The 23,468-nt window shown below is 62.0% G+C and carries 20 protein-coding genes; 10 read left to right on the top strand and 10 right to left on the bottom strand.

Going from position 1 to position 23,468, the window contains the following annotated elements; all coding sequences use genetic code 11:
• Both ACW9UO_RS16585 and ACW9UO_RS16580 read left to right on the top strand, forming a co-directional pair.
• Complete coding sequence (locus tag ACW9UO_RS16585) at positions 1-552, top strand: pyridoxamine 5'-phosphate oxidase family protein (protein ID WP_457086872.1); 552 nt, start codon at positions 1-3, stop codon at positions 550-552.
• Positions 549-1,238, top strand: a complete 690-nt coding sequence (locus tag ACW9UO_RS16580) for a DNA alkylation repair protein (protein ID WP_457086871.1) — start codon at positions 549-551, stop codon at positions 1,236-1,238. Before ACW9UO_RS16585 ends, ACW9UO_RS16580 begins: the two co-directional genes overlap by 4 nt.
• On the opposite strand, the gene ACW9UO_RS16575 is transcribed toward ACW9UO_RS16580, so the two are convergent.
• Entirely contained in the window at positions 1,222-1,737 is a 516-nt protein-coding gene (locus ACW9UO_RS16575; protein WP_457086870.1) for a hypothetical protein, read from the bottom strand. The two genes, ACW9UO_RS16580 and ACW9UO_RS16575, sit on opposite strands and share 17 nt — an antisense overlap.
• 83 nt (positions 1,738-1,820) lie before the next feature.
• On the opposite strand from ACW9UO_RS16575, the gene moaA reads away from it, so the two are divergent.
• Complete coding sequence (moaA, locus tag ACW9UO_RS16570) at positions 1,821-2,828, top strand: GTP 3',8-cyclase MoaA (RefSeq protein ID WP_457086869.1); 1,008 nt, start codon at positions 1,821-1,823, stop codon at positions 2,826-2,828.
• 163 nt (positions 2,829-2,991) lie between these two features.
• On the opposite strand, the gene ACW9UO_RS16565 is transcribed toward moaA, so the two are convergent.
• Positions 2,992-3,771 carry a glycosyl transferase gene (locus tag ACW9UO_RS16565; protein ID WP_457088679.1) on the bottom strand — a complete coding sequence of 260 codons (780 nt, stop codon included), beginning with the start codon at positions 3,769-3,771 and terminating at the stop codon, positions 2,992-2,994.
• A 93-nt stretch (positions 3,772-3,864) separates the two neighbouring features.
• On the opposite strand from ACW9UO_RS16565, the gene ACW9UO_RS16560 reads away from it, so the two are divergent.
• Both ACW9UO_RS16560 and rsgA read left to right on the top strand, forming a co-directional pair.
• On the top strand, positions 3,865-4,359 hold the full coding sequence (locus ACW9UO_RS16560) for a DUF2934 domain-containing protein (RefSeq protein WP_457086868.1): 495 nt from the start codon (positions 3,865-3,867) through the stop codon (positions 4,357-4,359).
• 215 nt (positions 4,360-4,574) lie between these two features.
• A complete protein-coding gene (gene rsgA / locus ACW9UO_RS16555; RefSeq protein ID WP_457086867.1) occupies positions 4,575-5,603 on the top strand; it encodes a ribosome small subunit-dependent GTPase A in 1,029 nt (342 codons plus the stop codon).
• 184 nt (positions 5,604-5,787) lie between these two features.
• Here the strand turns inward: rsgA and ACW9UO_RS16550 are convergent, their stop codons facing one another.
• A complete protein-coding gene (locus tag ACW9UO_RS16550; protein WP_457086866.1) occupies positions 5,788-6,951 on the bottom strand; it encodes a M20 aminoacylase family protein in 1,164 nt (387 codons plus the stop codon).
• 83 nt (positions 6,952-7,034) lie between these two features.
• Positions 7,035-8,855: an ABC transporter ATP-binding protein gene (locus ACW9UO_RS16545; protein ID WP_457086865.1), complete on the bottom strand. Its 1,821-nt coding sequence runs from the start codon at positions 8,853-8,855 to the stop codon at positions 7,035-7,037.
• A gap of 352 nt (positions 8,856-9,207) precedes the next feature.
• On the opposite strand from ACW9UO_RS16545, the gene ACW9UO_RS16540 reads away from it, so the two are divergent.
• The 4 genes from ACW9UO_RS16540 to ACW9UO_RS16525 all read left to right on the top strand — a co-directional run bounded on the left by ACW9UO_RS16540 (position 9,208) and on the right by ACW9UO_RS16525 (position 14,288).
• Complete coding sequence (locus ACW9UO_RS16540) at positions 9,208-10,905, top strand: peptide ABC transporter substrate-binding protein (protein ID WP_457086864.1); 1,698 nt, start codon at positions 9,208-9,210, stop codon at positions 10,903-10,905.
• 104 nt (positions 10,906-11,009) lie between these two features.
• A complete protein-coding gene (locus ACW9UO_RS16535; protein ID WP_457086863.1) occupies positions 11,010-12,047 on the top strand; it encodes an ABC transporter permease in 1,038 nt (345 codons plus the stop codon).
• Positions 12,040-12,990, top strand: coding sequence for an ABC transporter permease (locus tag ACW9UO_RS16530; RefSeq protein WP_457086862.1), 951 nt, complete (start codon positions 12,040-12,042; stop codon positions 12,988-12,990). Before ACW9UO_RS16535 ends, ACW9UO_RS16530 begins: the two co-directional genes overlap by 8 nt.
• A gap of 215 nt (positions 12,991-13,205) precedes the next feature.
• On the top strand, positions 13,206-14,288 hold the full coding sequence (locus tag ACW9UO_RS16525; RefSeq protein WP_457086861.1) for a YeeE/YedE family protein: 1,083 nt from the start codon (positions 13,206-13,208) through the stop codon (positions 14,286-14,288).
• Here ACW9UO_RS16525 and ACW9UO_RS16520 read toward each other — a convergent pair.
• From ACW9UO_RS16520 to ACW9UO_RS16495, 6 genes are all read right to left on the bottom strand, one after another.
• Complete coding sequence (locus ACW9UO_RS16520; RefSeq protein WP_457086860.1) at positions 14,215-15,504, bottom strand: DUF3422 family protein; 1,290 nt, start codon at positions 15,502-15,504, stop codon at positions 14,215-14,217. The two genes, ACW9UO_RS16525 and ACW9UO_RS16520, sit on opposite strands and share 74 nt — an antisense overlap.
• Positions 15,505-15,774: 270 nt before the next feature.
• Entirely contained in the window at positions 15,775-17,208 is a 1,434-nt protein-coding gene (locus tag ACW9UO_RS16515; RefSeq protein WP_457086859.1) for an NAD(P)(+) transhydrogenase (Re/Si-specific) subunit beta, read from the bottom strand.
• Between the two features lie 15 nt (positions 17,209-17,223).
• A complete protein-coding gene (locus ACW9UO_RS16510; RefSeq protein ID WP_457086858.1) occupies positions 17,224-18,795 on the bottom strand; it encodes a Re/Si-specific NAD(P)(+) transhydrogenase subunit alpha in 1,572 nt (523 codons plus the stop codon).
• Between the two features lie 464 nt (positions 18,796-19,259).
• The gene (gene pepN, locus ACW9UO_RS16505) at positions 19,260-21,827 is read right to left on the bottom strand and encodes an aminopeptidase N (protein WP_457086857.1); all 2,568 of its coding nucleotides are present in this window, start codon (positions 21,825-21,827) and stop codon (positions 19,260-19,262) included.
• Between the two features lie 348 nt (positions 21,828-22,175).
• Positions 22,176-22,649 carry an SRPBCC family protein gene (locus ACW9UO_RS16500; RefSeq protein WP_457086856.1) on the bottom strand — a complete coding sequence of 158 codons (474 nt, stop codon included), beginning with the start codon at positions 22,647-22,649 and terminating at the stop codon, positions 22,176-22,178.
• A complete protein-coding gene (locus tag ACW9UO_RS16495; protein ID WP_457086855.1) occupies positions 22,639-22,986 on the bottom strand; it encodes an ArsR/SmtB family transcription factor in 348 nt (115 codons plus the stop codon). Before ACW9UO_RS16495 ends, ACW9UO_RS16500 begins: the two co-directional genes overlap by 11 nt.
• A gap of 184 nt (positions 22,987-23,170) precedes the next feature.
• Here ACW9UO_RS16495 and ACW9UO_RS16490 point away from each other — a divergent pair, with 184 nt between their 5' ends.
• Positions 23,171-23,368, top strand: a complete 198-nt coding sequence (locus ACW9UO_RS16490) for a hypothetical protein (protein ID WP_457086854.1) — start codon at positions 23,171-23,173, stop codon at positions 23,366-23,368.
• The last annotated feature ends 100 nt before the right edge of the window (positions 23,369-23,468 follow it).

Below are 23,468 nucleotides of genomic sequence, written 5' to 3'. Positions count from 1 at the left end.
GTGGCCAAGCAGTTCGACCGCCTCAGCGACGCCCACCGCAGCTTTATCGAAGAGCAGCCTATGTTCTTTTGCGGCACGGCGGCCGAGACGGGCCGGGTCAACGTCTCGCCTAAGGGGATAGACAGCCTGCGGGTGCTTGGTCCCAATCGCATTGTCTGGCTCAACATGACCGGGTCGGGTAACGAAACCGCTGGCCATCTGGCCGAGGTTAACCGGATGACCCTGATGTGGTGCTCTTTTGCCAAACGGCCGCAGATCCTGCGGACCTATGGAACCGCCCGCACCATCCACCGTGACGCGCCGGAGTGGGCCGAGATGATCGGCCCGTTCGGCGACCGCCTTGGGGCGCGGCAGCTGTATGATCTGAGGGTCGACATGGTGCAGACCTCCTGCGGCTATTCGATCCCCTTCATGGAATTCGCCGGCGAGCGCGACACCCTGACCCAATGGAACGATGCCAAGGGCGACGACGGCATTCGCACCTTTTGGGACGAGAAAAACCGCAACACCATCGACGGCCTGCCCACAGGCATCGAAAGGAATCTGACATGACGCCCGAAGCTGCTCTAATGGAACTGCGCGCCTTTGCTGAGGATGGGCGGATCGCCGACATGGCCCGCACGCACAAGGCGCCGCGCGTCTATCTCGGCGTGCCCAACCCCGCGATCAACGATCTGACCAAATACTGGCGGCGTGATCTTTCGATGGAGGAGCGTGTCACGCTGGCCGACGGCCTGTGGCAGACCGACATTCATGAGGCCCGCGTTGCCGCCGCCAAGCTGCTGACGCAGGCGCGCATCCGGCCCGATGATGCGGTTTGGGCGCTGATCGCCTCTTGGGTGCCGCAGTTTGATGCCTGGGCCATCGCCGATCACGTCTGTGCGGCGGGCCAGCGCCGGCTCACCGCCGACCCTGCCCGCCTTGATGACGTCGAAACCTGGACAACGTCCGAGCAGATGTGGACCCGGCGTGCCGCGCTGGTGATGACCCTGCCCTGGGCCAAATTGCACACCCCCAAGGCCGAACAAGACGAACAGCGCGACCGCATCCTGGGCTGGGCGGCAACCTATGTCGACGATCCCCAGTGGTTTATCCAAAAGGCCGTCGCTTGGTGGCTGCGCGATCTGTCAAAACACGCGCCCGATAAAACGCGCGCATTTCTGGATACTTACGGCGACCGAATGAAGCCTTTTGCGCGGGGCGAAGCGGGTAAGTACCTGACTAACGAAACACCTTGATTGTCGGCAAACCGGTCAAGGGGGCTCCGATCAGGCGCATCGCAGACAGCGAAATCCGCGATCCCGCCGTTGCGGCCCCCTCGATCGGGATAAGATCAACTTGCGCCGACTTCCCGGTTTCGGGAAACTCCACCCGCCCCGGCCCGGCCACATCGACCAGCGGCGTTTCCAGCCAGAACCCGGCGCGCGCCGGATCTCCCAGCGACGCGACGGTTGTGCCAAGCAGCGCCTCGCCCCCCGCAGCAGGCACCTCTGCGGCCTGTTCGCGGTCTGCGGCGCTGGTGGTATCAAACGCCTCCTCTGACGTCGCATTCGCAGGCGGAGCCACCGGAGCGACGGGAGCCACCGTTGCCTCAGCAGTCTCTGCCTCGGCGGGAATGTCGACCCCGGCCACCGGATCGGCGGCCTGACGGTCACGGGGTTTGAACGGGTTGCCCATGTCGGTACAGCCCGTCAGCAGCAAAAGCGCCACAGCGCCAAGGGAAGTGCGATAGATCATCTCATAATGCTTACGCCTTTGGTCTTCCTCGTCAATGTCACATTCCCCTTGTTCGGCAAGCCTCCGCTGCTTAGGTTCCTGCAATGACACCAAACCTCGTCGACCCGTTTCACCGCCCGATTTCCTACCTCCGCGTTTCGGTCACCGACCGCTGCGATTTTCGCTGCGTCTATTGCATGGCCGAGAATATGACCTTTCTCCCTAAGAAAGAGTTACTGACGCTGGAAGAGTTGGACCGAATGTGCACCACATTCATCGGTCTCGGTGTGGAAAAGCTCCGCATCACCGGCGGTGAACCCTTGGTGCGCCGCGATATCATGACCTTCTTTCGGTCGATGACCCGGCACCTCGACAGCGGCGCGTTGCAAGAGCTGACACTGACCACCAACGGCAGCCAATTGGAACGCTTTGCCAAGGACTTGTACGCCGCTGGCGTGCGCCGGATCAACGTCTCTCTGGATACGCTCGATGACGATAAATTCGCCCGCGTCACCCGCTGGGGCCGCCTGCCCCAGGTGTTGCGCGGGATCGAGGCGGCACAGGCCGCAGGCCTGCGCGTCAAGCTGAACACCGTGGCGCTCAAGGATTTCAACGAGGATGAACTTTTCACCCTCACCGAATGGTGCGCCGCCCGCGACATGGACCTGACCTTTATCGAAGTCATGCCGATGGGGGACCTCGGCAATGAAGACCGCGTGGGGCAATATTGGTCGCTCGACGACCTGCGCGACCAACTGGCCCAGCGCTATAGCCTGACCGATCTGCCCGAACGCACCGGCGGCCCGGCGCGCTATATGCGGCTGGACGAAACCGGCCAGAAAATCGGCCTGATCACCCCTCTGACGCACAACTTCTGCGAAAGCTGCAATCGGGTGCGGCTGACCTGTACCGGCGAATTGTTCATGTGTCTGGGGCAAGAAGACAACGCCGACCTGCGCGGCGCGCTGCGCAACCACCCGGAGGACAACGGGCCGCTGGAAACTGCGATTCGCGATGCGATTGCGCGAAAGCCCAAGGGCCATGATTTCGACTATTCGCGGCAACGCGCCGATGGCCAGGTCTCGCGACACATGAGCCACACCGGCGGCTGAGCCTCGCGGGCTGCACCGCACCTACCGCACATGATCCGCTGGCATTATAGCGTTGCCTCGCCACTTGCTTTTGAAAAAGCGCGCGGAAGCGCTCAATTTTTAAAAGCGCCTACGGGGCAAATGGCATGCCAAATGTCAGGTCTATTGCATCACGCCCAAAGCATCACGCCCAGTCGGCCCCCAGATCCTCGCGCGACCGATCGATCCAATGCTCCTGCAACCAACCGCAGGGCTTGGAGTAGCGAATGAACGACCCGGTGTATCCATCCACCGCATCCGGCATTTTTGGCCGCCCGTGAAAGCACACAACCTTGGCCGCTTCGGGCAACTTGGGCGGCGTGATGTAATTGCGCGGAAACGGGTTGCAATCGTATTTGTAGCTCACCACCCAATCGCCGGGGATATAGTCAAACACACCGTTGTCCATCGCCTTATGCGAGGTAAAGCGCTGCTCTGACCCACGCGCCTTTTCGACCTCATCGTAAGGGTTTGCAGCAAGATCTTCATACAGAAACCCATGCGCCGCCGGATCAAACCGAAACACCGATCCATGCCCGGTGGGCCGCCCCTTGCGCGCCTCGGTCCAGTCGTGCCGCATGGCGATCTTGCCGGGCGACATCTCCCAGATTGGGGTCAGATCGCCGGTGATCACCACGTCGAGGTCAAACCCCAGAACCGGCCCCACCAGATCCGGCACCAACCCCGGACGAAACAGCGACACCTTGCGCATCGCCCCCTGTCGGTTGGCCACGGCAAGTGCCGCCGCCATCGGCTCGGCGAAAGGCTCAACCGGCAGGTCAAGCACCTCGATATCCGGGTGCAAACCAGCGGTCTCTTCGGTCATGCAGAAAAATCGCACCGGCCGGTCAATGTTGCGGCGCACCCCGGAATACAGCCGGTTGACATACTCCGGACCAAAGAGCGTGCCCCATTTGATGCACATGATATTGGCGGTCTCGGATGGCTGGGTCACCGGCGGCTCCTTTTTGCTATTCCCCCCGCTTATCGCGGATCGTTTTCTCACGCCAGATGGGGCGTGACATTTCTGCACATGCAAAATTATTGTGCGAGCGCAGAAAATGCGGTATTCCCGTTAGCGCTAACCAATCTATTTGCGAGGGGGAATACCATGTCCGAGGTTCAAATGACCAACACAGCAGCCGTAGCCGAAGCCGCGTTTTACATCTGGCTCGAAGAGGGCCAACCGCATGGCCGCGACCAGGAATTCTGGCTGCGCGCTGAAACCGCGATGACAGCTGTTGCGGCCAAGCCGGCCAAACGCAAGGCACCGGCCAAGACGGCCACCGCCGCGAAAACAGCTGCGACGCTGACAGCCGAAACGCCTGCAAAGGCTCCGGCAAAGGCAAAAGCTCCGGCCCAAGCGAAAGCTCCAGCCAAGGCGAAAGCTCCGGCCAAGGCGAAAGCGCCTGCCAAAGCGAAAGCGCCCGCCAAAGCTGCGGCAAAAGCAAAGGCTCCAGCCAAAGCCGCCGCCAAGCCAGCCGCTAAGACCAAAGCCACCACAAAGGCCTAAGTCACGCTGGGCGAATGGCTCATTTGCGCCATTCGCCAAATCGCTTGATCCTCTGCCACCGGCGGATTAAGATCACGCAACCCGAGTTTCAGCGCAGGAGGGCTTTATGAAAATTGTCGCCACCCTGCGGGCCCCCGTGTAAACGGCGCCCGGACCGAAAACATGCTTGAAGCCCGAGCATTCGTTCCTTCTGAAACAGGACAAATCCATTGACGATGAAAACCTTGGCTGACCTCGGATGGTCAGAACACTTTGCGCGCCAGCTGACCGATGCTGACGCAGAGCTCTCTCCTGCCCGCGTGGCGGAAATTCACCGTGACCGGCTTGTGGTCATCACCCCCGAGGGCGGCTTTGATTTGCACCCGCGTGAGGCCAGCGGTGCCTATGCCGTTGGCGATTGGGTACTGACCGATGCCGTGTCAGCCCTGCGCCGGCTGGTTCCGATCACCGATATGTCGCGCCGCGCCGCGGGCCATGCGGTCGGGGCGCAGCGCATCGCTGCCAACATCAACACCATCGGCATTGTCACCAGCTGCAACGATGATTTCAACGTGCCACGTCTGGAGCGTTATCTGGCGCTTGTGGCCTCGGCCGGCTGTCTGCCGCTGGTGATCATGACCAAATCCGACAAGACCGAGAACGCCCGAGAGTACCTGCGCAAGGCCGAGCGGCTGTCGCCTCTTGTCACCGCGCTGGCGCTGAACGCAAAGGACCGTGAGGATGCCGAGCGGCTCAAGCCCTGGTGCTCCAAGGCGCAGACCCTCGCGCTGATCGGCTCGTCCGGGGTGGGCAAAACCACGCTGCGCAATGCGCTGACCGGCGAAAGCGCCGACACCGGCGAGATCCGCGAAGACGATGCGCGCGGCAGGCACACCACCACCTTTCGGGCGCTGCGTCCGACATTGGCGGGCGGCTGGCTGATCGATACGCCGGGGATGCGCGAATTGCAGCTGACCGATGCCGCCGAGGGCATCGGCGTGGTGTTCAACGATCTCGAAGACCTCGCGGCCCAGTGCCGGTTTACCAACTGCGGTCATGCCAGCGAACCGGGATGCGCCGTTAAGGCGGCGCTTAACGCCGGCCAGATCGACGCCGACCGGGTGGCGCGCTGGCAAAAGCTTGTCATCGAAGACCGGGTGAATTCCGAAAGCCTGGCAGAAGCGCATGTCCGTCAACGGCGCTTTGGCAAGATCATCAAGGAAGCCAAAGCCGAGAGCCGCCGCAAGCGCGATTTCGATCGCTAGCGCGGCGGTTTTGAACTGGCTTGGGGTGGGATCGACGGGCCTGCGCCCGCCGACAGGCTGGGGGGCCAGCCCCCCAGACCCCCCGGGATATTTGTAAAGCCGAAGAAGGGCTTAAGACGGCTTGATGCCGAGATCTTGATGCAAACTCGGCAAGGGCTTTGGGTGACTTAACGCTCTTGTGTCGTTAGGCGGCGGGCATGCGGCTTTCGACGATCTCGGCCCACCACGAACAGCCCGCCGGGATCGCCTCATCGTTGAAGTTGTATTCCGGGTGGTGCACGCTGGCCGTGTCGCCATTGCCAACCAAAATATAGGCCCCCGGACGTTCCTCGAGCATGAAGGCGAAATCTTCGCCGCCCATCACCAGCGGTGCCTCTTCGCAGCTGCCCGCGACCTTGCGCGCCACTTGCGCGGCGAAGTCGGTCTGTGCCTCGTGGTTGACCATGCAGGGGTAGCCGCGGAAATATTCCACATCGACCGTGCCGCCAAACGTGGCCGCGATGCCGGCGCAGATCGCCTTGATCCGCTGTTCGCCCAGATCGCGCATCTCGGCGCTCACTGTGCGCACCGTGCCTTTCAGCACGACCTTCTGTGGGATCACGTTGAACGCATTCGACGAGGTCTGGAACGAGGTCACCGACACCACCACCTGATCCACCGGATCGGCGTTGCGGCTGGCGATGGTTTGCAGGGCCAGCACCGCCTGCGACGCCATCACCGTGGTATCGACGGTTTCATGCGGCTTGGCGGCATGCCCGCCCCGGCCCTCAAACGTGATATGAAACTGATCGGTTGCGGCAAAGAACGCACCCGGCCGTATTGCAAACGACCCCAGCGGCATGCCCGGCCAATTGTGCATGCCATAGACCTCTTGGATGCCCCAGCGCGCCATCATGCCGTCGTCGCACATCTCTTTGCCGCCGCCGCCGCCCTCTTCGGCGGGCTGAAAGATCACCACGACCGTGCCATCGAAATTGCGCGTCTCGCTCAGGTATTTCGCCGCGCCGAGCAGCATCGCGGTGTGGCCATCATGGCCGCAGGCATGCATCGCGCCCGGTGTCTTCGACGCATAGTCGAGCCCGGTCTGCTCGTGGATAGGCAGCGCGTCCATATCGGCGCGCAGCCCGATCACCTTGCCCGAGCCATTGGCCTTGCCCTTGATCACCCCGACAACACCGGTGCGCCCGATGCCCGTCACCACCTCGTCACAGCCAAAGTCGCGCAGCTTCTCGGCCACCAGAGCCGAGGTGCGATGGGTCTCGAACAGGATCTCGGGGTTCTCGTGCAGATCGCGACGCCATTGGGTAATTTCGGCCTGCAACTCGGCAAATCGGTTCTTCACGGGCATGAGATCTCTCCATTTTTCGTCTGGGCCCGCGCCTATCGCGCCCGGCCGCTTACTGTGTCAGATGGCCCCGGCGCGGGGGCGGGTCAATAGCCGCTGTCGGTTGTCAGCACGAAATGTCCGGGGCCAACCTCGGTATAGGCAGAGGGCTCCGGCGCGTGGCCAACCGGGTGGATGGGCGAGGGTATCGGTTTGAAATTGAGGTCTTTTTCCGACTTGCGCAGGCGCGGATCGGCGATTGGCACCGCCTTGATCAGGGCCTGCGTATAGGGGTGGCGCGGGTCTTCGAACACTGCCGCGCGCGGCCCCAGCTCGACAATCCGGCCAAGGTACATCACGCCAACATCGTGGCTCACACGTTCGACCACCGCCATGTCGTGGCTGATGAACAGGAACGACAGCCCGAGATCGGCCTGCAACTCCATCATCAGGTTCAAAACCTGCGCCTGCACCGAGACATCGAGCGCCGACACCGCCTCGTCCGCGATGATCAGCTTGGGGTTCAGCGCCAAGGCCCGCGCAATCGCGATCCGCTGGCGTTGCCCGCCCGACATCTCATGCGGATAGCGGCGCATGAAGCTGCGCGGCAGGTGCACCCGGTCAAACAGCATCGCCACCCGGTCGGCGATCTCTGACCCCGAGGCGATATTATAGTTGCGCATCGGTTCGCTGACCTGATCGATCAGCTGCATCTGCGGATTGAGCGAGGCGAAGGGATCCTGAAAGATCATCTGCATGTCGCGCCGCGCCTCGCGAAGGCCACGCGGATCGAGCGCCATCACATCAGTCTCGCCCAGTATCACCTGCCCCGCGTGCGGCTCGATCAACCGCAGGATCGAGCGCCCGGCGGTGGATTTGCCACAGCCAGACTCGCCAACAAGGCTCAGCGTGCGGCCCCGGTTGAGCGTGAACGACAGGTCTTCGACCGCATGGACATTGGCCACCGTACGGCGCAGAAACCCACCCTTGACCGCAAAGCGCGTGGTCAGGTTTTTCACCCTGAGCAGCACCTCGTCACTGCCGGGGATCGGCGCGATGGTCTGGCCTTCAACGCCCAAGAGCTTCATCGGTTCGGGGGCCGCTTTGCCCCGCATCTCGCCCAGCCGTGGCACCGCGGCGAGCAGTGACTTGGTGTAGGCGTGCTGCGGATTTTCAAAGATCTGCGCGACCGGCCCCTCTTCGACCTTTTTGCCGCGGTACATCACCACCACCCGGTCGGCCATCTGCGCCACCACCGCCATGTCATGGGTGATGAACATCACCGCCGTGCCGGTCTCGCGTTTCAGCCGGTCAATCAGCGCGAGGATCTCGGCCTGAATCGTCACATCCAGCGCGGTTGTCGGCTCATCCGCGATCAACAGGCGCGGCGCGCAGGCCAGCGCCATCGCGATCACCACCCGTTGCCGCATCCCGCCCGACAGCTCATGCGGATATTGCTTTAACCGCCGCGCCGCCTCGGGCATCCGCACCTGTTCCAACAGCTCCAGCGCGCGCGCCTCGGCCTGTTTGCGGCTCATGCCCCGGTGCAGCCGCAGGCCTTCGGTCAACTGCCGCCCAACGGTGAACACCGGGTTGAGCGCGGTCATCGGCTCTTGAAAGATCATCCCGATCTCATTGCCGCGAATGTCGCGCATCTCGTCGGGGCCGGTCTGTGCCAGATCAATCTCGCCACCGGCGCGGCGGTCAAACAACAGCCGTCCGCCGGCAATCGCGCCGCCGCCAAACTCCACCAGCCGCATCAGCGACAGCGAAGAGACCGATTTGCCCGAGCCAGATTCGCCCACGATGCACACCGTCTCACCGGGCGCGATCTCGAACGAGACATCCTCGACCCCAACAACCGGGCCGTCTCGGGTCTGAAACTCCACCCGCAGGTTCTCAATGCGGGCAATCGGCTGGTCCAGCATCGGACGCGCTCCTTCGGCTCTGGAATGCGCGGACGCTAGGCGCGAGGTGGCGCAGTGTCAAACCACTCACGCCGCTTGGAAACGGGCCGGGGCTCCTAGGGGGCTGCTCAGGGCCGCTTGGGGCCGACACGCCCTGTCCGATATGGTTTCAATTCGAACGTCGTTAAGTATTCCGACAACAACCCTTGCAATTCTTTCAAACTCTGTTTCGATTAGAGCGTGTACCAATTGGGGGATTGGACTGCATACGCGACGCGTGCGCACCGCCTCTGAACACGATATGAACGATAAGAATGAACCGTGGACTTCCGGCCACTCCGGACACACCACAGGATCCAATACGGAGAAAAATATGTTCGCGAAAACCCTTCTACTCGGGGCCGCTGCCAGTATCGCACTCGTCTCGGGCGCACTGGCCGAACGTGGCAGCGACGGCGAAGTGCGCCTGTTGTATTGGCAGGCCCCCTCGACGCTTAATCCGTTCCTTTCGGGGGGTCGCAAAGACACCGAGGCCGCCGGGCTGATGCTCGAACCCCTCGCGCGGTTTGACGAAAAAGGCGTGCTCACGCCTTGGCTGGTCGAAGACATTCCCACGGTGGAAAATGGCGGCGTCTCCGAAGATCTGACCCAGATCACCTGGAAGATTACGCCCGGCATCCTGTGGTCGGACGGCAGCGCCTTTACCTCGGCGGACGTGAAATTCACCTATGATTATTGCACCCATCCCGAAGGCGGCTGCGCCCAGCAGACCAAGTTCGAAGGCATCACGTCGATCGAAACGCCCGATGATCTGACCGTGGTGATCACCTTTGATGCGCCCACGCCCAACCCGCATGTGCCCTTTGTCGGCATGGAAAGCCCGATCCTTCAGGCCGCGCAATTCGGCGCCTGTCTGGGGGCTGCGGCCTCCTCTTGTACCGAGGCGAACTTTGCCCCCGTCGGCACCGGCCCCTACAAGGTGGACGAGTTCAAAACCAACGACGTGGTGATCTATTCGATCAACGAACACTATCGCAAAGCCGACAAGCCGCATTTCTCCAAGGTCACGCTCAAAGGCGGCGGCGATGCTGTTTCGGCGGCGCGTGCGGTGATGGAAACCGGCGAGTTCGACTACGCCTGGAACCAACAGCTTGCCCCCGATCTGATCGAGGATATGGCGGCCAAGGGCAACGGCGAGTTCATCTCGGATTTCGGCCCGATGGTCGAACGCATCATGCTCAACCACACCAACCCCGACCCGGCGCTCGGCCCTGATGAGCGCGGCATCATCCGCCCGCACCCCTTCTTGCAGGACCCGGCGGTCTACAAAGCGCTGTCTCTGGCGATTGACCGCACGCTGCTGGTGGATGTCGGCTATGGCCCGGCGGGCAAGGTGACGTGCAACTGGGTGCCCGCACCGGCCTGGTTCAACTCTAATACCTTTGATTGCGCCGAGGCCGATGTCGACGCCGCCAACAAGCTGCTTGATGACGCCGGGATTGTGGACACCGATGGCGATGGCATCCGCGAAAAAGACGGCGTGCCGCTGCGCATCCTGTTCCAAACCTCGACCAACGCGGTGCGTCAGGATTTCCAGGCGCTGATCAAACAGGCGTGGTCCGAGATTGGCGTCGAAACCGAGCTGCGCAACATCAACGCCAGCGTGTTCTTTGGCGGCGACGCGGGCAGCCCCGACACCTTTCAGAAGTTCTATGCCGACGCCGAAATGTACGGCAACACCTTCGCGGGCACCGATCCGCAGGGCTATATGGGCAATTCGCTGTGTAACAAGGCCCCCCACCCCGACAAGCAGTGGCAAGGCGAGAATATCTCGCGCTATTGCAGCGAGGAATATGACGCGCTGTATAAAGAGCTGCAGTCGACCGTGGGCGATGAGGCGCGCGGCGCAATCGGCAAGCGGCTCAATGACATGGTGATCGAAGGCGGCGCGATGATCCCGCTGGTGCACCGGGGCCGGATCTCGGCCAAGTCCAACACCTTGGGCGGTGTGGTGATGAACGCTTGGGACACCGAGCTTTGGAACATTGAAGACTGGCACCGCGTCAAGTAAACCCACCCTGACACACGGTCGGGCGCGCCCCTTGCGCCTGACCGATCCACGCCACGACGGGGGCCGCGCCACGCGGTGCCTCCGCAGGATCAGGCCTTCGCCCCATGCTCACCTTTGCCCTCCGACGGCTGGTCCTGTCCGTGCCGACGCTGTTCTTTATCGCTTTGGTGATCTTTCTCCTGCTCAACCTCGCGCCCAACGATCCGATGGCGCAGGTGCCGCTGACTGTTTCGCCCGAGGTCAAACAAAAGATGCGCGATGCGCTGGGGGTGGGCGAAGCGGTCCACATCCAGTTCTACAAATGGCTGATCCAGCTGTTCTGGACCGAGCCCAAGGTGTTTATCGACTGGCTCACCCGCGACACTTTCCTGTTTGGCTGGTTGCCTGACACCGCGCTGTACAAGGGCGAGCTGCGGGTGATTTCGTGGCAGACCCGCTCGCCGGTGATGGACATCGTGGTGCAACGCCTGCCCCAGACGCTCTGGGTGGTGGGCACCGCCTATGTGCTGGCCATCGTGATCGCTGTGCCCATCGGCATTTACTCTGCTTATCGCCAATATTCATGGTTCGATCAGGCCGGCACCTTTGTGTCGATGATCGGCTTTTCGATCCCGCCGTTCTTTTCCGGCGTGCTGGTGATCGTGATCTTCTCGGTCCAGCTTGGCTGGTTCCCGTCGATCTATGACACCACCCATCAGGTGACGGATTGGCAAAGCTTTGCCTTCCAGATCAATCAGATGTTCCTGCCGGTGATGGTGCTGACGCTGCAAATCACTGCGCAACTTTCCCGCTTCATGCGCGCCTCGATGCTCGACAATCTCGGGCAGGATTACGTCCGCACCGCCCGCGCTAAAGGCTTGGGCGAGCCGAATGTGGTGCTGGTGCATGTGCTGCGGAACTCGATGATCCCGGTGGTCACGGTGATTGCGCTTGGCGTGCCGAACATCTTTGGCGGTGCGATCATCACCGAACAGGTGTTCAAGGTGAACGGCATCGGCCAGCTTCTGATCGGCGCGATTGAGGCGAATGACCTGCCGATGGTGCAAACGCTGACCTTTGTCTTTGCCGTGCTGATCGTGCTGTTCAACCTGATTGCCGATCTGCTCTATGGCATTCTCGACCCGAGGATCCGCTATGACTGACCTCGCCACCACAGCCCCGCGCAGCCAATGGTCCGACGTCTGGCACCAGTTCAAACGCCACCGCGGCGCGATGTTCGGTGCGGCGGTGTTTTTCTTCATCGTTGCGGCGGTTTACATCGGCCCGCTGCTTTGGGGTGTCGATCCGCAAGCCCTGCCCAAAGGCCGCGCCTTTCTTGAACTGCGCGACACAAGGCCGATCTACGTGGCCCTCTGGGACGGCAGCGCCAAGGTCAACTGGGCGCACCCTCTGGGCACCGACAACCTTGGCCGCGACATGCTTGCCCGGCTGATGTTTGGCGGGCAGGTGTCGATTGCGGTGGGGCTGACGGCGATGATCTTGTCGCTGGTGCTCGGTTCGCTGATCGGGGTGCTGGCGGGGTTCTTTCGCCGGCTGGATGGGGCGCTGATGCGGTTGACCGACCTGTTCCTCGCCCTGCCCCTTCTGCCGCTGATCCTCGTCGCCTCGCTGTTGTTTCGCGAAGCGCTGGCCGCCAGCTTTGGCCCCGAAGGCGGTGTCTTTATCATGATCGTCGCCCTGATCGGCGTGACCTCGTGGATGCAGACCGCCCGGATCGTGCGCGGCGATGTGCTGGCGCTTAAGGAGCGCGAATTCGTGCTGGCGGCGCGTTCGATCGGCACCAGCAACACCAAGCTGATCACCCGCCACATGCTCCCCAACATCCTGTCGCCGATCCTCGTCTCGGCCACCCTTGGCATCGCCACCGCGATCATCACCGAAAGCGCGCTGTCCTTTCTCGGCTTTGGTTTCCCGCCGGATTTCCCGACATGGGGGCGGCTTTTGAACGATGGGGTCGACCGGCTGTCGACCTACCCGGAACGCTCGATCTGGCCCGGCATCATGATCTCGCTGACGGTTCTGTCGGTGAATTACCTCGGGGATGGGCTGCGTGACGCGCTGGATCCGCGCATCCGGGGGCGTTGAGAATACAGATCGAAATAAGACCATGTGTTTGACGCAGGAACCGCCGATCTGAATGCCCGTTTAGCGCCGCACCCCGGTATCAGAACAATTTTCCAACAATTGTCCAAGTCCACGCCATCTGTTCGCCCGCGCGCGGCGGCAATACCGTGCATTCCCCTTGATCGCGCGCCCAATTGGCGTCAAGTGAGCCCCGATCTGATGACGGAGACTGCCCCATGTTCGAGCAATTCGGGTTCGAAGACACCACCGTAAAACAGGCCAGCGTCGTGCTGGCCCTCGTGCTTGGCGCGCTGTTTGGCATCCTTGCCGAGCGGACGAAATTCTGTTTCCGCCGCGCGCTTGTGGGCGAAGACCGCAAGCAGGCCGCAGGCATCTGGCTAATGGCGCTGGCCACCGCCGTGATCGGCACCCAAGCCGCTGTCGCCGCCGGTTTGATCTCGTTTGACGATCACCGCTTTATGACCGCCGATCTCGCTTGGCTGGCGATTGCGCTTGGCGGGCTGTTGTTTGGCGCCGGCATGGTGCTGACACGCGGCTGTATTTCGCGGCTGACGGTTCTGGGCAGCACCGGCAACCTGCGCGCGCTGACCGTGATCCTGGTCTTCGCCGTTGTGGCCCATGCCACGCTCAAGGGCGTGCTTGCCCCGGCGCGCACCGCGCTGGCCGGCATCACCGTTCCACTGGGCGACAGCATCTCGCTGGCCGCCCTGCCCGGCGGCGCGCTGCTTTGGGCGGGTGTGATCGCGCTTGCGGCACTGGCGATTGCCCTGCGTTCGGGCAACCGTATGGGCAAACTGATCATGGCCGCGCTGCTTGGACTGCTGGTGCCTGCCGCATGGATCGGCACCGGCTTTGTGCTGTATGACGATTTTGATCCGATCGCGATGGAGAGCCTGTCCTTCACCGCCCCCGCGACCGAAACCCTGTTCTGGACCGTGGCCAGCACCGCCATCGCGCCGGGCTTTGGCGTTGGCCTTCTGGGCGGCGTGTTCGCGGGTGCATTGCTGGCGTCACTGGCGTTCCGCAGCTTCCGCTGGCAGAGCTTTGTGTCGCCGCGCGAAACCGGGCGTTATATGGCCGGTGCGGCGCTGATGGGCGTGGGCGGCGTGCTTGCGGGCGGTTGCACCGTGGGCGCAGGGCTCGCCGGTGTGCCGACCCTGTCACTGGCGGCGCTGCTGGCGCTGGGGGCCATCGCAGTGGGCGCGCTGGCCACCAATGCTTTGCTCAGTGGTGGGCGCTCAACCGCTTCTTCATCCGGTGCAAGAACAGCGCGACCAGCCCAACAACCGGCAGAGTAAGCCCGGCCAACACCATCTCTTTGCTCAGCCCAAGGCCCTTGCCCAACGGGTAAAACAGATACCCGGCCAGCGACACGGCGTAATAGCTGATCGCCACCACAGACAGCCCCTCAACCGTCTCTTGCAGGCGCAATTGCAGCTCGGCGCGGGTGTTCATCGCCTCGAGCTGCGATTGGCTCTGCGCCGAGCGCTCCACCTCAACCCGCGTGCGCAAAAGCTCACTGGCCCGCATCGCCCGCTCGGCCATGGTATCAAGCCGCCGCTCGGTTGATTTCACCGTGCGCATCGCCGGATCATAGCGCCGGATCATGAATTCGTGCCAGCTTTGACGGCCATTGAAATGGCTCTCGCGCAGCATCTCGATCCGCTGCAACACAATCGCCTCATAGGCCCCGGTTGCCCCAAAACGGAACGACGAGGTCGCCGATTGCGCCTCCAACTCTGCGGAAATCGACAACAGCGCTTGCAGCGTCTGATCCGCAGGCGCGCTGTCATCGGTCATCCGGCTCATCAGATCCGACAGCCGATCATCCAGCTCGCCCAACACCGGCCCAAGCTCGCGCGACCGCGAAAAGCCCAGCATCGACAGCGATTTATACAGCTCGATCTCGCAGGTCCGTTGCAGGATGCGGCCAATCCGGCTCGCTCCGGTGCCCTTGGCAGGATAGACGGCAAAGCGCACATGGCCCGCGGGATCGATGCGGAAATCCCCCGCCACCACCGCCGCCTCTTCAAGCACATTGCTCACCGCAAGGCTCTCGGGCACGAACCACTCCTGCAACTCTGCGCTCAGCACCTCGTGGTCGTGCTGCTCTTGCACCCGGATCATCGCCGAGGTCACCCGCTGTCCGGGGGCCCGCTCCAGCCAATCGTCGGGGAAAACGCCGAAATCCGCCGGGTCAAACGGTCGCTCGCCCAGCCCCTCCATAAACACCGAATAGGTCACCACCTCGGTGTGGCTCTCCCACTTCAGATTGTGTTTGCCAATCTGCGCCGAGTGATGAGTCGCACCGGGCTGTGGATGCGGCGCGCCATAGCGATCAAGCAGGTCGATCAGATGCTGCAAGTCTTCCGATTTGTCGCGCGACGCCGGATGATTTTCTTTCCTCACAACAAGATACACCGCTCGACCCGGCGCTTTCGCAGAGGGGAACGGACGGGCGTGCAGCTCATTCGAGAGCTGATAACGAAGCGGATGGTCAGTAATCTGGGTCATGGCGCGGCCTTGCAACTTAAGCGCAGTTACCCCGCCACGCCCGCGAGGTAAAGACAAAAGTACATTTCTTTCAGTATGTTACGTGAATACAATCGCATACCGCCCGTCCCGCACCACCCCCCTCTTCTTCTGTTCAAAAATACCTCGGGGGAGAGGCCGAAGGCCGAGGGGGCAGCGCCCCCAACCCGCTCACAAAGAAAAAGCCTCCCCGATGTACACCGGGAAGGCTCAAATTCATCCGTAGGGTTGGCCCGCAACCCACCACCTTGATCAGTCGATCAGCGGCAGCAGCTTGTTCAGGCTCTCTTTCGCGTCACCATAGAACATCCGCGTATTGTCCTTAAAGAACAGCGGGTTCTCGATACCGGAATAGCCCGTCCCCTGGCCGCGTTTCGACACAAACACCTGTTTCGCCTTCCAGCACTCCAGCACCGGCATCCCGGCGATGGGCGAGTTCGGGTCTTCCTGTGCCGCCGGGTTCACGATGTCGTTCGACCCAATCACGATGGCCACATCCGTCTCCGGAAAGTCCTCGTTGATCTCGTCCATCTCCATCACGATGTCATAGGGCACGCGCGCCTCAGCCAGCAGTACGTTCATGTGCCCCGGCAGACGACCCGCAACCGGGTGAATGGCGAAACGCACGTTCTTGCCCTTGGCCCGCAGCTTGCTGACCAGCTCACTGACAGCGCCCTGCGCCTGTGCCACCGCCATGCCGTAGCCGGGGATGATGATCACGCTATCGGCCTCGTTCAACGCCGTCGCCACACCATCGGCATCAATCGCAATCTGCTCGCCTTCCACAGCCATCTGCTCGCCCGCAGGTCCGCCAAAGCCGCCAAGGATCACCGAGATGAACGACCGGTTCATCGCCTTGCACATGATGTAGCTCAGGATCGCACCCGACGAACCAACCAGCGCGCCAACCACGATCAACAGATCGTTGCCGAGGCTAAAGCCAATCGCCGCCGCAGCCCAGCCCGAGTAGCTGTTGAGCATCGACACAACCACCGGCATGTCGGCCCCGCCGATGCCCATGATCAGGTGGTAACCGATGAACAGCGCCGCCAAAGTCATCAGGAACAGCGGAAAGAAACCGCCGGTGCTGACGTACCAGATCAGACAGATCAGCGAGAGACCCGCCGCCGAAGCGTTGAGGATATGACCGCCGGGCAGCTTGGTCGCGACAGAGCTGACTTTGCCCGCCAGCTTGCCATAGGCGACAACCGACCCGGTAAAGGTGACCGCACCGATAAAGATCCCGAGGAAGACTTCGACCCGCAGGATATTGATCTCGACGCTGTCTTTCTTGGCCAAAAGTGCTGCGAACCCATCAAGGGTTTTGCGCGCCGCTTCGTCCATCGCCAGCACATTGCCAAGCTCGATATGGGCGTTCAGACCCACGAACACAGCCGCCAGACCCACCAGCGAGTGCATCGCGGCAACCAGCTGCGGCATCTCGGTCATTTGCACGCGTTTGGCGACGACAAAGCCGATGGCCCCGCCCGCCGCGATCAGCACGATCGACAAGAGCCAAAGCCCCGCGCCCGGCCCGATCAGCGTGGCAACAACCGCCAGCGCCATGCCAACAATGCCGTACCACACCGCGCGCTTGGCGCTTTCCTGGTTCGACAAACCACCCAACGAGAGGATGAAGAGAACAGCCGCAACGACATATGCGGCAGTGGTGAAACCGAATTCCATTGTTTCAACCCCTCCTTAAGATTTCTGGAACATGGCAAGCATGCGCCGGGTGACGAGGAAGCCGCCGAAGATGTTGATCCCGGCCATAAAGACCGACAGCGACGCCAGCAAAATCACGAGGAACGACCCCGATCCGATCTGCATCAAGGCCCCAAGGATGATGATCGACGAAATCGCGTTGGTCACAGCCATCAGCGGGGTGTGCAGCGAATGCGCCACGCCCCAGATCACCTGGAAGCCAACGAAAACGGCCAAAACGAAAACGATAAAGTGCTGCATGAACGACGCCGGAGCCACCAGCCCCACGCCCAGCAAAAGCACCGCGCCAACCGCCAGCAGAGTGACCTGGTTCTTGGTCTGCGCCTTGAAGGCGGCCACTTCGTTGGCGCGCTTTTCTTCGGCGGTCAGGACCTTCGGCTTTTCCTTGGTCTGGGCGGCAATCGCTTTGACCTTGGGCGGCGGCGGCGGGAAAGTGATCTCGCCCTGATGCGTCACGGTCGCGCCGCGGATCACATCGTCTTCCATGTTGTGATTGACCTGACCGTCCTTCTCGGGCGTCAGATCCGTCATCATGTGGCGGATGTTGGTGGCATACAGCGTCGAAGCCTGCGCCGCCATCCGGCTCGGGAAATCGGTATAGCCCACAATGGTCACGCCATTGTCGGTCACGATTTTCTGGTCGGCCACGGTCAGCTTGCAGTTGCCGCCCTTTTCCGCCGCGAGATCGACGATCACGCTGCCCGGTTTCATGGCTTTCACCATGTCCTCGGTCCAAAGCTCGGGCGCTTCGCGGTTGGGGATCAGCGCCGTGGTGATCACGATGTCGATCTCGGGGGCCAGTTCGCGGAACTTGGCCAGCTGCGCTTCGCGGAACTCCGGGCTGGATACGGCGGCATAGCCACCGGTCGCGGCGCCGTCGGCCTGCTCTTCTTCAAAGTCGAGGTAAACAAATTGCGCGCCCATCGACTCGACCTGCTCGGCCACTTCGGGCCGCACGTCAAAGGCGTAGGTGATCGCGCCAAGGCTGGTGGATGTCCCGATCGCGGCCAAACCAGCCACGCCAGCACCGACGACCAAGACCTTGGCGGGGGGCACTTTGCCGGCGGCTGTCACCTGCCCGGTGAAGAAGCGGCCAAAGTTGTTGCCGGCTTCGATCACGGCGCGGTAGCCCGCGATATTGGCCATCGACGACAGCGCGTCCATCTTTTGCGCGCGGCTGATCCGAGGGACCATTTCCATCGCGATGACATTGGCACCCTTGGCTTTGGCGGCTGCCATGCCGTCTTCGTTCCCGGCGGGATTGAAGAATGAAATCAGTGTCTTGTCAGACGTCAGGTACTCCAGCTCCGAGGCTTCGGGCTGGCGCACCTTGGCGATGATGTCGGCCTGCTCCCACAGCTCTGCGGCACTGCCGACCACCGTCACACCGGCGTCTTGATAGAGCGTGTCGGCAAAGCCTGCCGCCTCCCCCGCTCCGGTCTCGACCAAACAGTCGTATCCGAGTTTCTGCAATTGGCGCGCGCTGTCCGGCGTCATGCCAACGCGGTTCTCGCCAGATAAAATTTCCTTCGGCGTCCCGATTTTCACGTTCGCGATCCCTTCGTCGGTTACGTCATTCCACAGCGCACTACCGTTTGCGCAATATAATTTCAACGCGACTTTGGCAGCGCGTTAAAAATTTCTTAGTGATTCCCCCATATCACTTAATATTTGCCGCGCTGAAGCATGTCCATGCCGCAACGTAACCAATGGGTTGCCGCCAGTTGATGGCGCACGACAGGAGGGTGAAACGCGCAGACTGCGCCCCAAAATAAACCGTTCGGAGGTATAAACCGGCATTCTAGTATACAAGTCAAGGCCGCCGCGCGCAGGCGTACTGCCGCAGGTGCCACGTAGGCGCGCCCAGCGCGCATCCGGCATCATGAAGGGCAATAGCTATGTCGCAGTTTTTACATGCCGCCAAACCCCTGCATGCGCCACCTCGAACGCAGGGTGCTCAACGTCAGGCTGCACAGGCGTAACGGCCAACCCGGCCGCCCCGCCCTGTCTGATTACGCGCCCGCCAGCATTCGCGTGACCATTTCATCGGTGTCACGCGACAGGTTCGGCGTGGCGGCGATCCGTTCCAATGCGGCGCGCGCATGGGCCTGCCGCTCGGGGGCATAACGCCGCCATGTCTGGAAAAGGGCGCACATCCGCGCCGTGGTTTGCGGGTTGATCTTGTCGAGCGCGACCAGCTTGTCGGCCATCAGCTCATACCCTTTGCCCGAGGCGTGGTGAAATCCGGCGTGGTGCATGCCGAAGGTCGCCATCACCGCGCGGAACCGGTTGGGATTGGTCATGCTGAAATCGGCGTGTTCGGTCAGCGCCCGCGTCACCTCAGCGGCCCGGTCCGGCGCGGCATGGGCGACCTGCAGCCCGAACCATTTGTCCATCACCAGCCGGTCATCCTTCCACTGGTCATAAAACGCCTGCAACTCGGCCTCGCCCTTGCCCGCCGTCAACAGGCTCGAGAGCGCCGAGAGCTGCAACGTCATATTGTCCGCGCGGGCATATTGCGCTGCGGCCTGCGCGCCGCCGTCGATCCGGCTCAGCAACCCCAGCACCGCCCCCGCCAGGTCACGTTTGCTGACCTGATCGAAGTCGGGGCTAAACGGCGCATCCACCTGATTTTCGGCATACAGCACCGGCAGAAGATCCTGCAAATGCTCGGCCAACCGCAGCTTGAGCGCCTCATGCGCGTGGTAAATCGCGTCCGGATCGGGCGTGGTGCCTTGGTCGTGCAGCGCTTGGGCGATCTCGGATTGCGTCGGCAGCGACAGCATCTGCGACCGCAGCGCCGGGTCAAGGCTCCGATCCCGCAGCACGGTCTTCAGCCCATCAAAGTACTCCGCATCCGGCAGCGCATCGCCACCGGCCATATCAATCAGCGTGGCGCGGGCCAGGTTGCGCCCGGCCTCCCACCGATTGAACGGGTCGGTGTCATGCGCCAGCAGAAAGGCGTTCTCGGTGCTGCTCAACTCCCGATCAAGGATCACCGGGGCCGAGAAATCCCGCAGGATCGAGGGCACCGGACGCGCGGCCAGCCCCTCAAAGGCAAAGCTCTGCCGCACCTGCGTCATTTCAAGCACCTGCGTCGGGCGCACTTCGTCGCCATTCGCGCCCAGCAACCCCACAGCAATCGGGATCACCTGCGGCAGCTTCTCGGGCTGGCCGGGCGTGGGCCGTGTGTCCTGCGCAAAGGTCAGCGTGTACCGCCCGCCGTCTGCGCCCGACTCCCACGCCTCCTCAACCGTCAACCGGGGAGTGCCCGATTGCGAATACCACCGCTTGAACTGCGCCAGTTCGCGGCCAGTCACATCCTCGAACACCTTGAGCCAGTCCTCGATGGTGCAAGCCTCGCCATCGTGGCGCTCAAAATAAAGCGCCAGCGCCTTGGCGTAATCGTCATCCCCCACCAGCCGTTTCAACATGCCGATCACCTCGGCGCCTTTTTCGTACACGGTGGCGGTGTAGAAGTTGTTAATCTCCTGAAAACTTTCCGGCCGCACCGGGTGTGACAGCGGCCCATTGTCCTCGGGGAACTGCCGCGCCCGAAGATCGCGCGCATCGTCAATCCGCTTGACCGGCGCGCTGCGCATATCGGCGGTGAACTGGGCATCGCGAAACACCGTCAGCCCCTCTTTCAGGCAAAGCTGAAACCAGTCGCGACAGGTGATCCGGTTGCCGGTCCAATTGTGGAAATACTCATGCGCAATGATCGCTTCGATGCGCTCGAAATTCATATCGGTCGCGGTTTCCGGGCTGGCCAGAACAGCGGAAGAGTTGAAGATATTCAACCCCTTGTTCTCCATCGCGCCCATGTTGAAATCATCCACTGCGACGATGTTGAAGATGTCCAGATCGTATTCCCGACCGTAAACATCCTCGTCCCATTTCATCGATTTCTTCAGCGCTTCCATACCAAAAGCGCATTTGCCAAGATCGCCCGGACGCACCCAGATGTTCAGTTCAACATCGCGGCCATTCATCGTGGTAAACCGGTCCGGATGGTTGACGAGATCGCCCGCCACCAGCGCAAACAGATAGGCCGGTTTCGGCCAGGGGTCGTGCCATTCCGCAAAGCCCGCGCCCTGCGCCGCCTTGTTGCCATTCGACAGCAGCACCGGCAGATCGCCCTCGATCCGCACAGTAAAGACCGACATCACATCGGGGCGGTCGGGGTAAAAGGTGATCTTGCGAAAGCCTTCGGCCTCGCACTGCGTGCAATACATGCCCGACGACATATAAAGCCCCTCAAGCGCGGTGTTGTGACCCGGGTCAATCTCGACCTCGGCCTCCCAGGTGAAGGGCGAATCCGGCACATCGCAGGTCAGGCCCTTGTCGGTGATCTTGGGGGTGACCTCTTGGCCATCAATGCGGGCCGAGATCAGTTTAAGCTCTTCACCATGCAGGAAAAACGTCTTGTCCGTCGCCTCGGGGTTGGGCGCAAAACGCACCTTGGACAGCACGCGGGTGGCATGGGGGGCCAGCCGGAACGTAAGATCGACGCTGTCGACGCGATAGCCGAACGGGGTGAAATCGGTGAGGTAGATGGTCTGGGGAGATGCGTCTTTCATGGCCGGGCCTGCTCTTTTTATGGTGTCAGGCGGAAGGTAGGCTTTCGGTCCGGCATCCACAACTGGCCCGCGTGGATTGGTGATCGGTTCCCTGTCGTTGGCAATGGCACCACGTCCGCAATCCGGCGCAAGCAGCGCATCGTCGGGCCGTGGTACGGCGATCCCACGTTACCTTTGAAGCGCTTAATGTCGGCAAAGCCCGCACTAACTCTCAACAGTCCGCTGGCCTCAGCCAAATCGCCGGGCCAAGGGGCGGCCCGACCCCTCTCGGCAGATTTGGCACGGCCAAATCTCCTGCCGGGCAATGGATGCGCGGCGGCCTGCGGCCTCTATTCCACGCCGCAGGGCTCACCCTCGCTTCAGACCCTGCGCATAATCGACAAGCTGGTCCACCACCGTGCCCCAGCCGCCATAGAACCCCATGTCCTCATGCGCCCGCGCCTTCTCGGCGCTGCGGTGCCGGGCCGTGGCGGTATAAACCGTGCCGCCATCCGGCGCGTCGTCAAGATCAAGGATCGCTGTCATGAAGGGATCGGGCGCGGGCTTCCACCCCTCGGTATACGTGTCGGTGAACACCAGCCGCCGCTCGGGAGCAACCTCAAGATAAACGCCGTTGTTCTCCATCTCATTGCCCTCAACAAAAAAGGTGGTGTTGAACCGCCCGCCTACCCGCAGATCAAGCTCGCAAGCGATGACCTTATGCGGCCGTGGCACAAAGAAATGCGGGATATGCACCGGCGAGGTCCAGCACTCCCAAACCAATGCGCGCGGCACCGGCAGGGTGCGGGTGAAGGTCAGGTCGGTTTCAGGATCAAGCATCATTGTCACGCTCCTTCATCAGGTTGAGAACATAATCGTCAAATCGGTCAAGCCGCCCGGTCCACGCGCTGCGCTGTTCGTCGAGCCAATGCAGCGCCGGGGTCAGAGACGTGCCCTGCATCTCGCAGATCCGCGTGCGCCCCTCTTTGCGGGTGGCGATCAGACCGGCCGCCTCGAGCTTGCGAATGTGGCTCAGGAACGACGGCAGCGCCATGTCGCGGCCCGCGTGCAGCTCGGACACGCTCGCCGGGCCCCGCGCCAACCGCGCAAGGATTTCGCGGCGAGACGGATCACCCAAAGCGGTGAACAGCGCATCAAGACCGGGGTCATACTTAGCCATACCCCTAAGTATCACGATGCCCGATCAAAGGCAACAAAAACTTAGCCAAACACCTAAGTAACACATACCGGTTTCCCCGCGAAAACCTCGGTGGAAATCCCTGGCCTGCGCCCTACCCTTTTCATCACAACGCTCGCTCTGGCGGGCCGCACATCACCGCAGCAACAGCCGAGGAGGCCCGCTTATGTCCGCACCTGACACCAATCTCGACAAGCAGAAACGTCGCCACAAAGGGCCGTTGGGCGGCATCCGCCTTGCGCTGCTCTTTGCGACTCTTTTGTTCGTGGGGTTCCTGATCTGGACCTTCGCCCAAGGGGATGACCCCGAAGGCGCCGACGCGCAAGTTGATGGCCGCACCGGTGAAATTACCGCCACCGAGTAGCCACCGGAACTTTTTCTCTGGCACATACGGTCATTCTTCGGAAAATGCGGAAGGTCTCTTCGTTCTGCTGGCCGTGTGAGTCCTTGCTCACCGGTCGGCC

This window comes from Marinovum sedimenti (genome assembly GCF_054052205.1).
The sequence above is the reverse complement of the archived record's forward strand: the minus strand, read 5'-3'. Positions and strand labels throughout refer to the sequence as shown.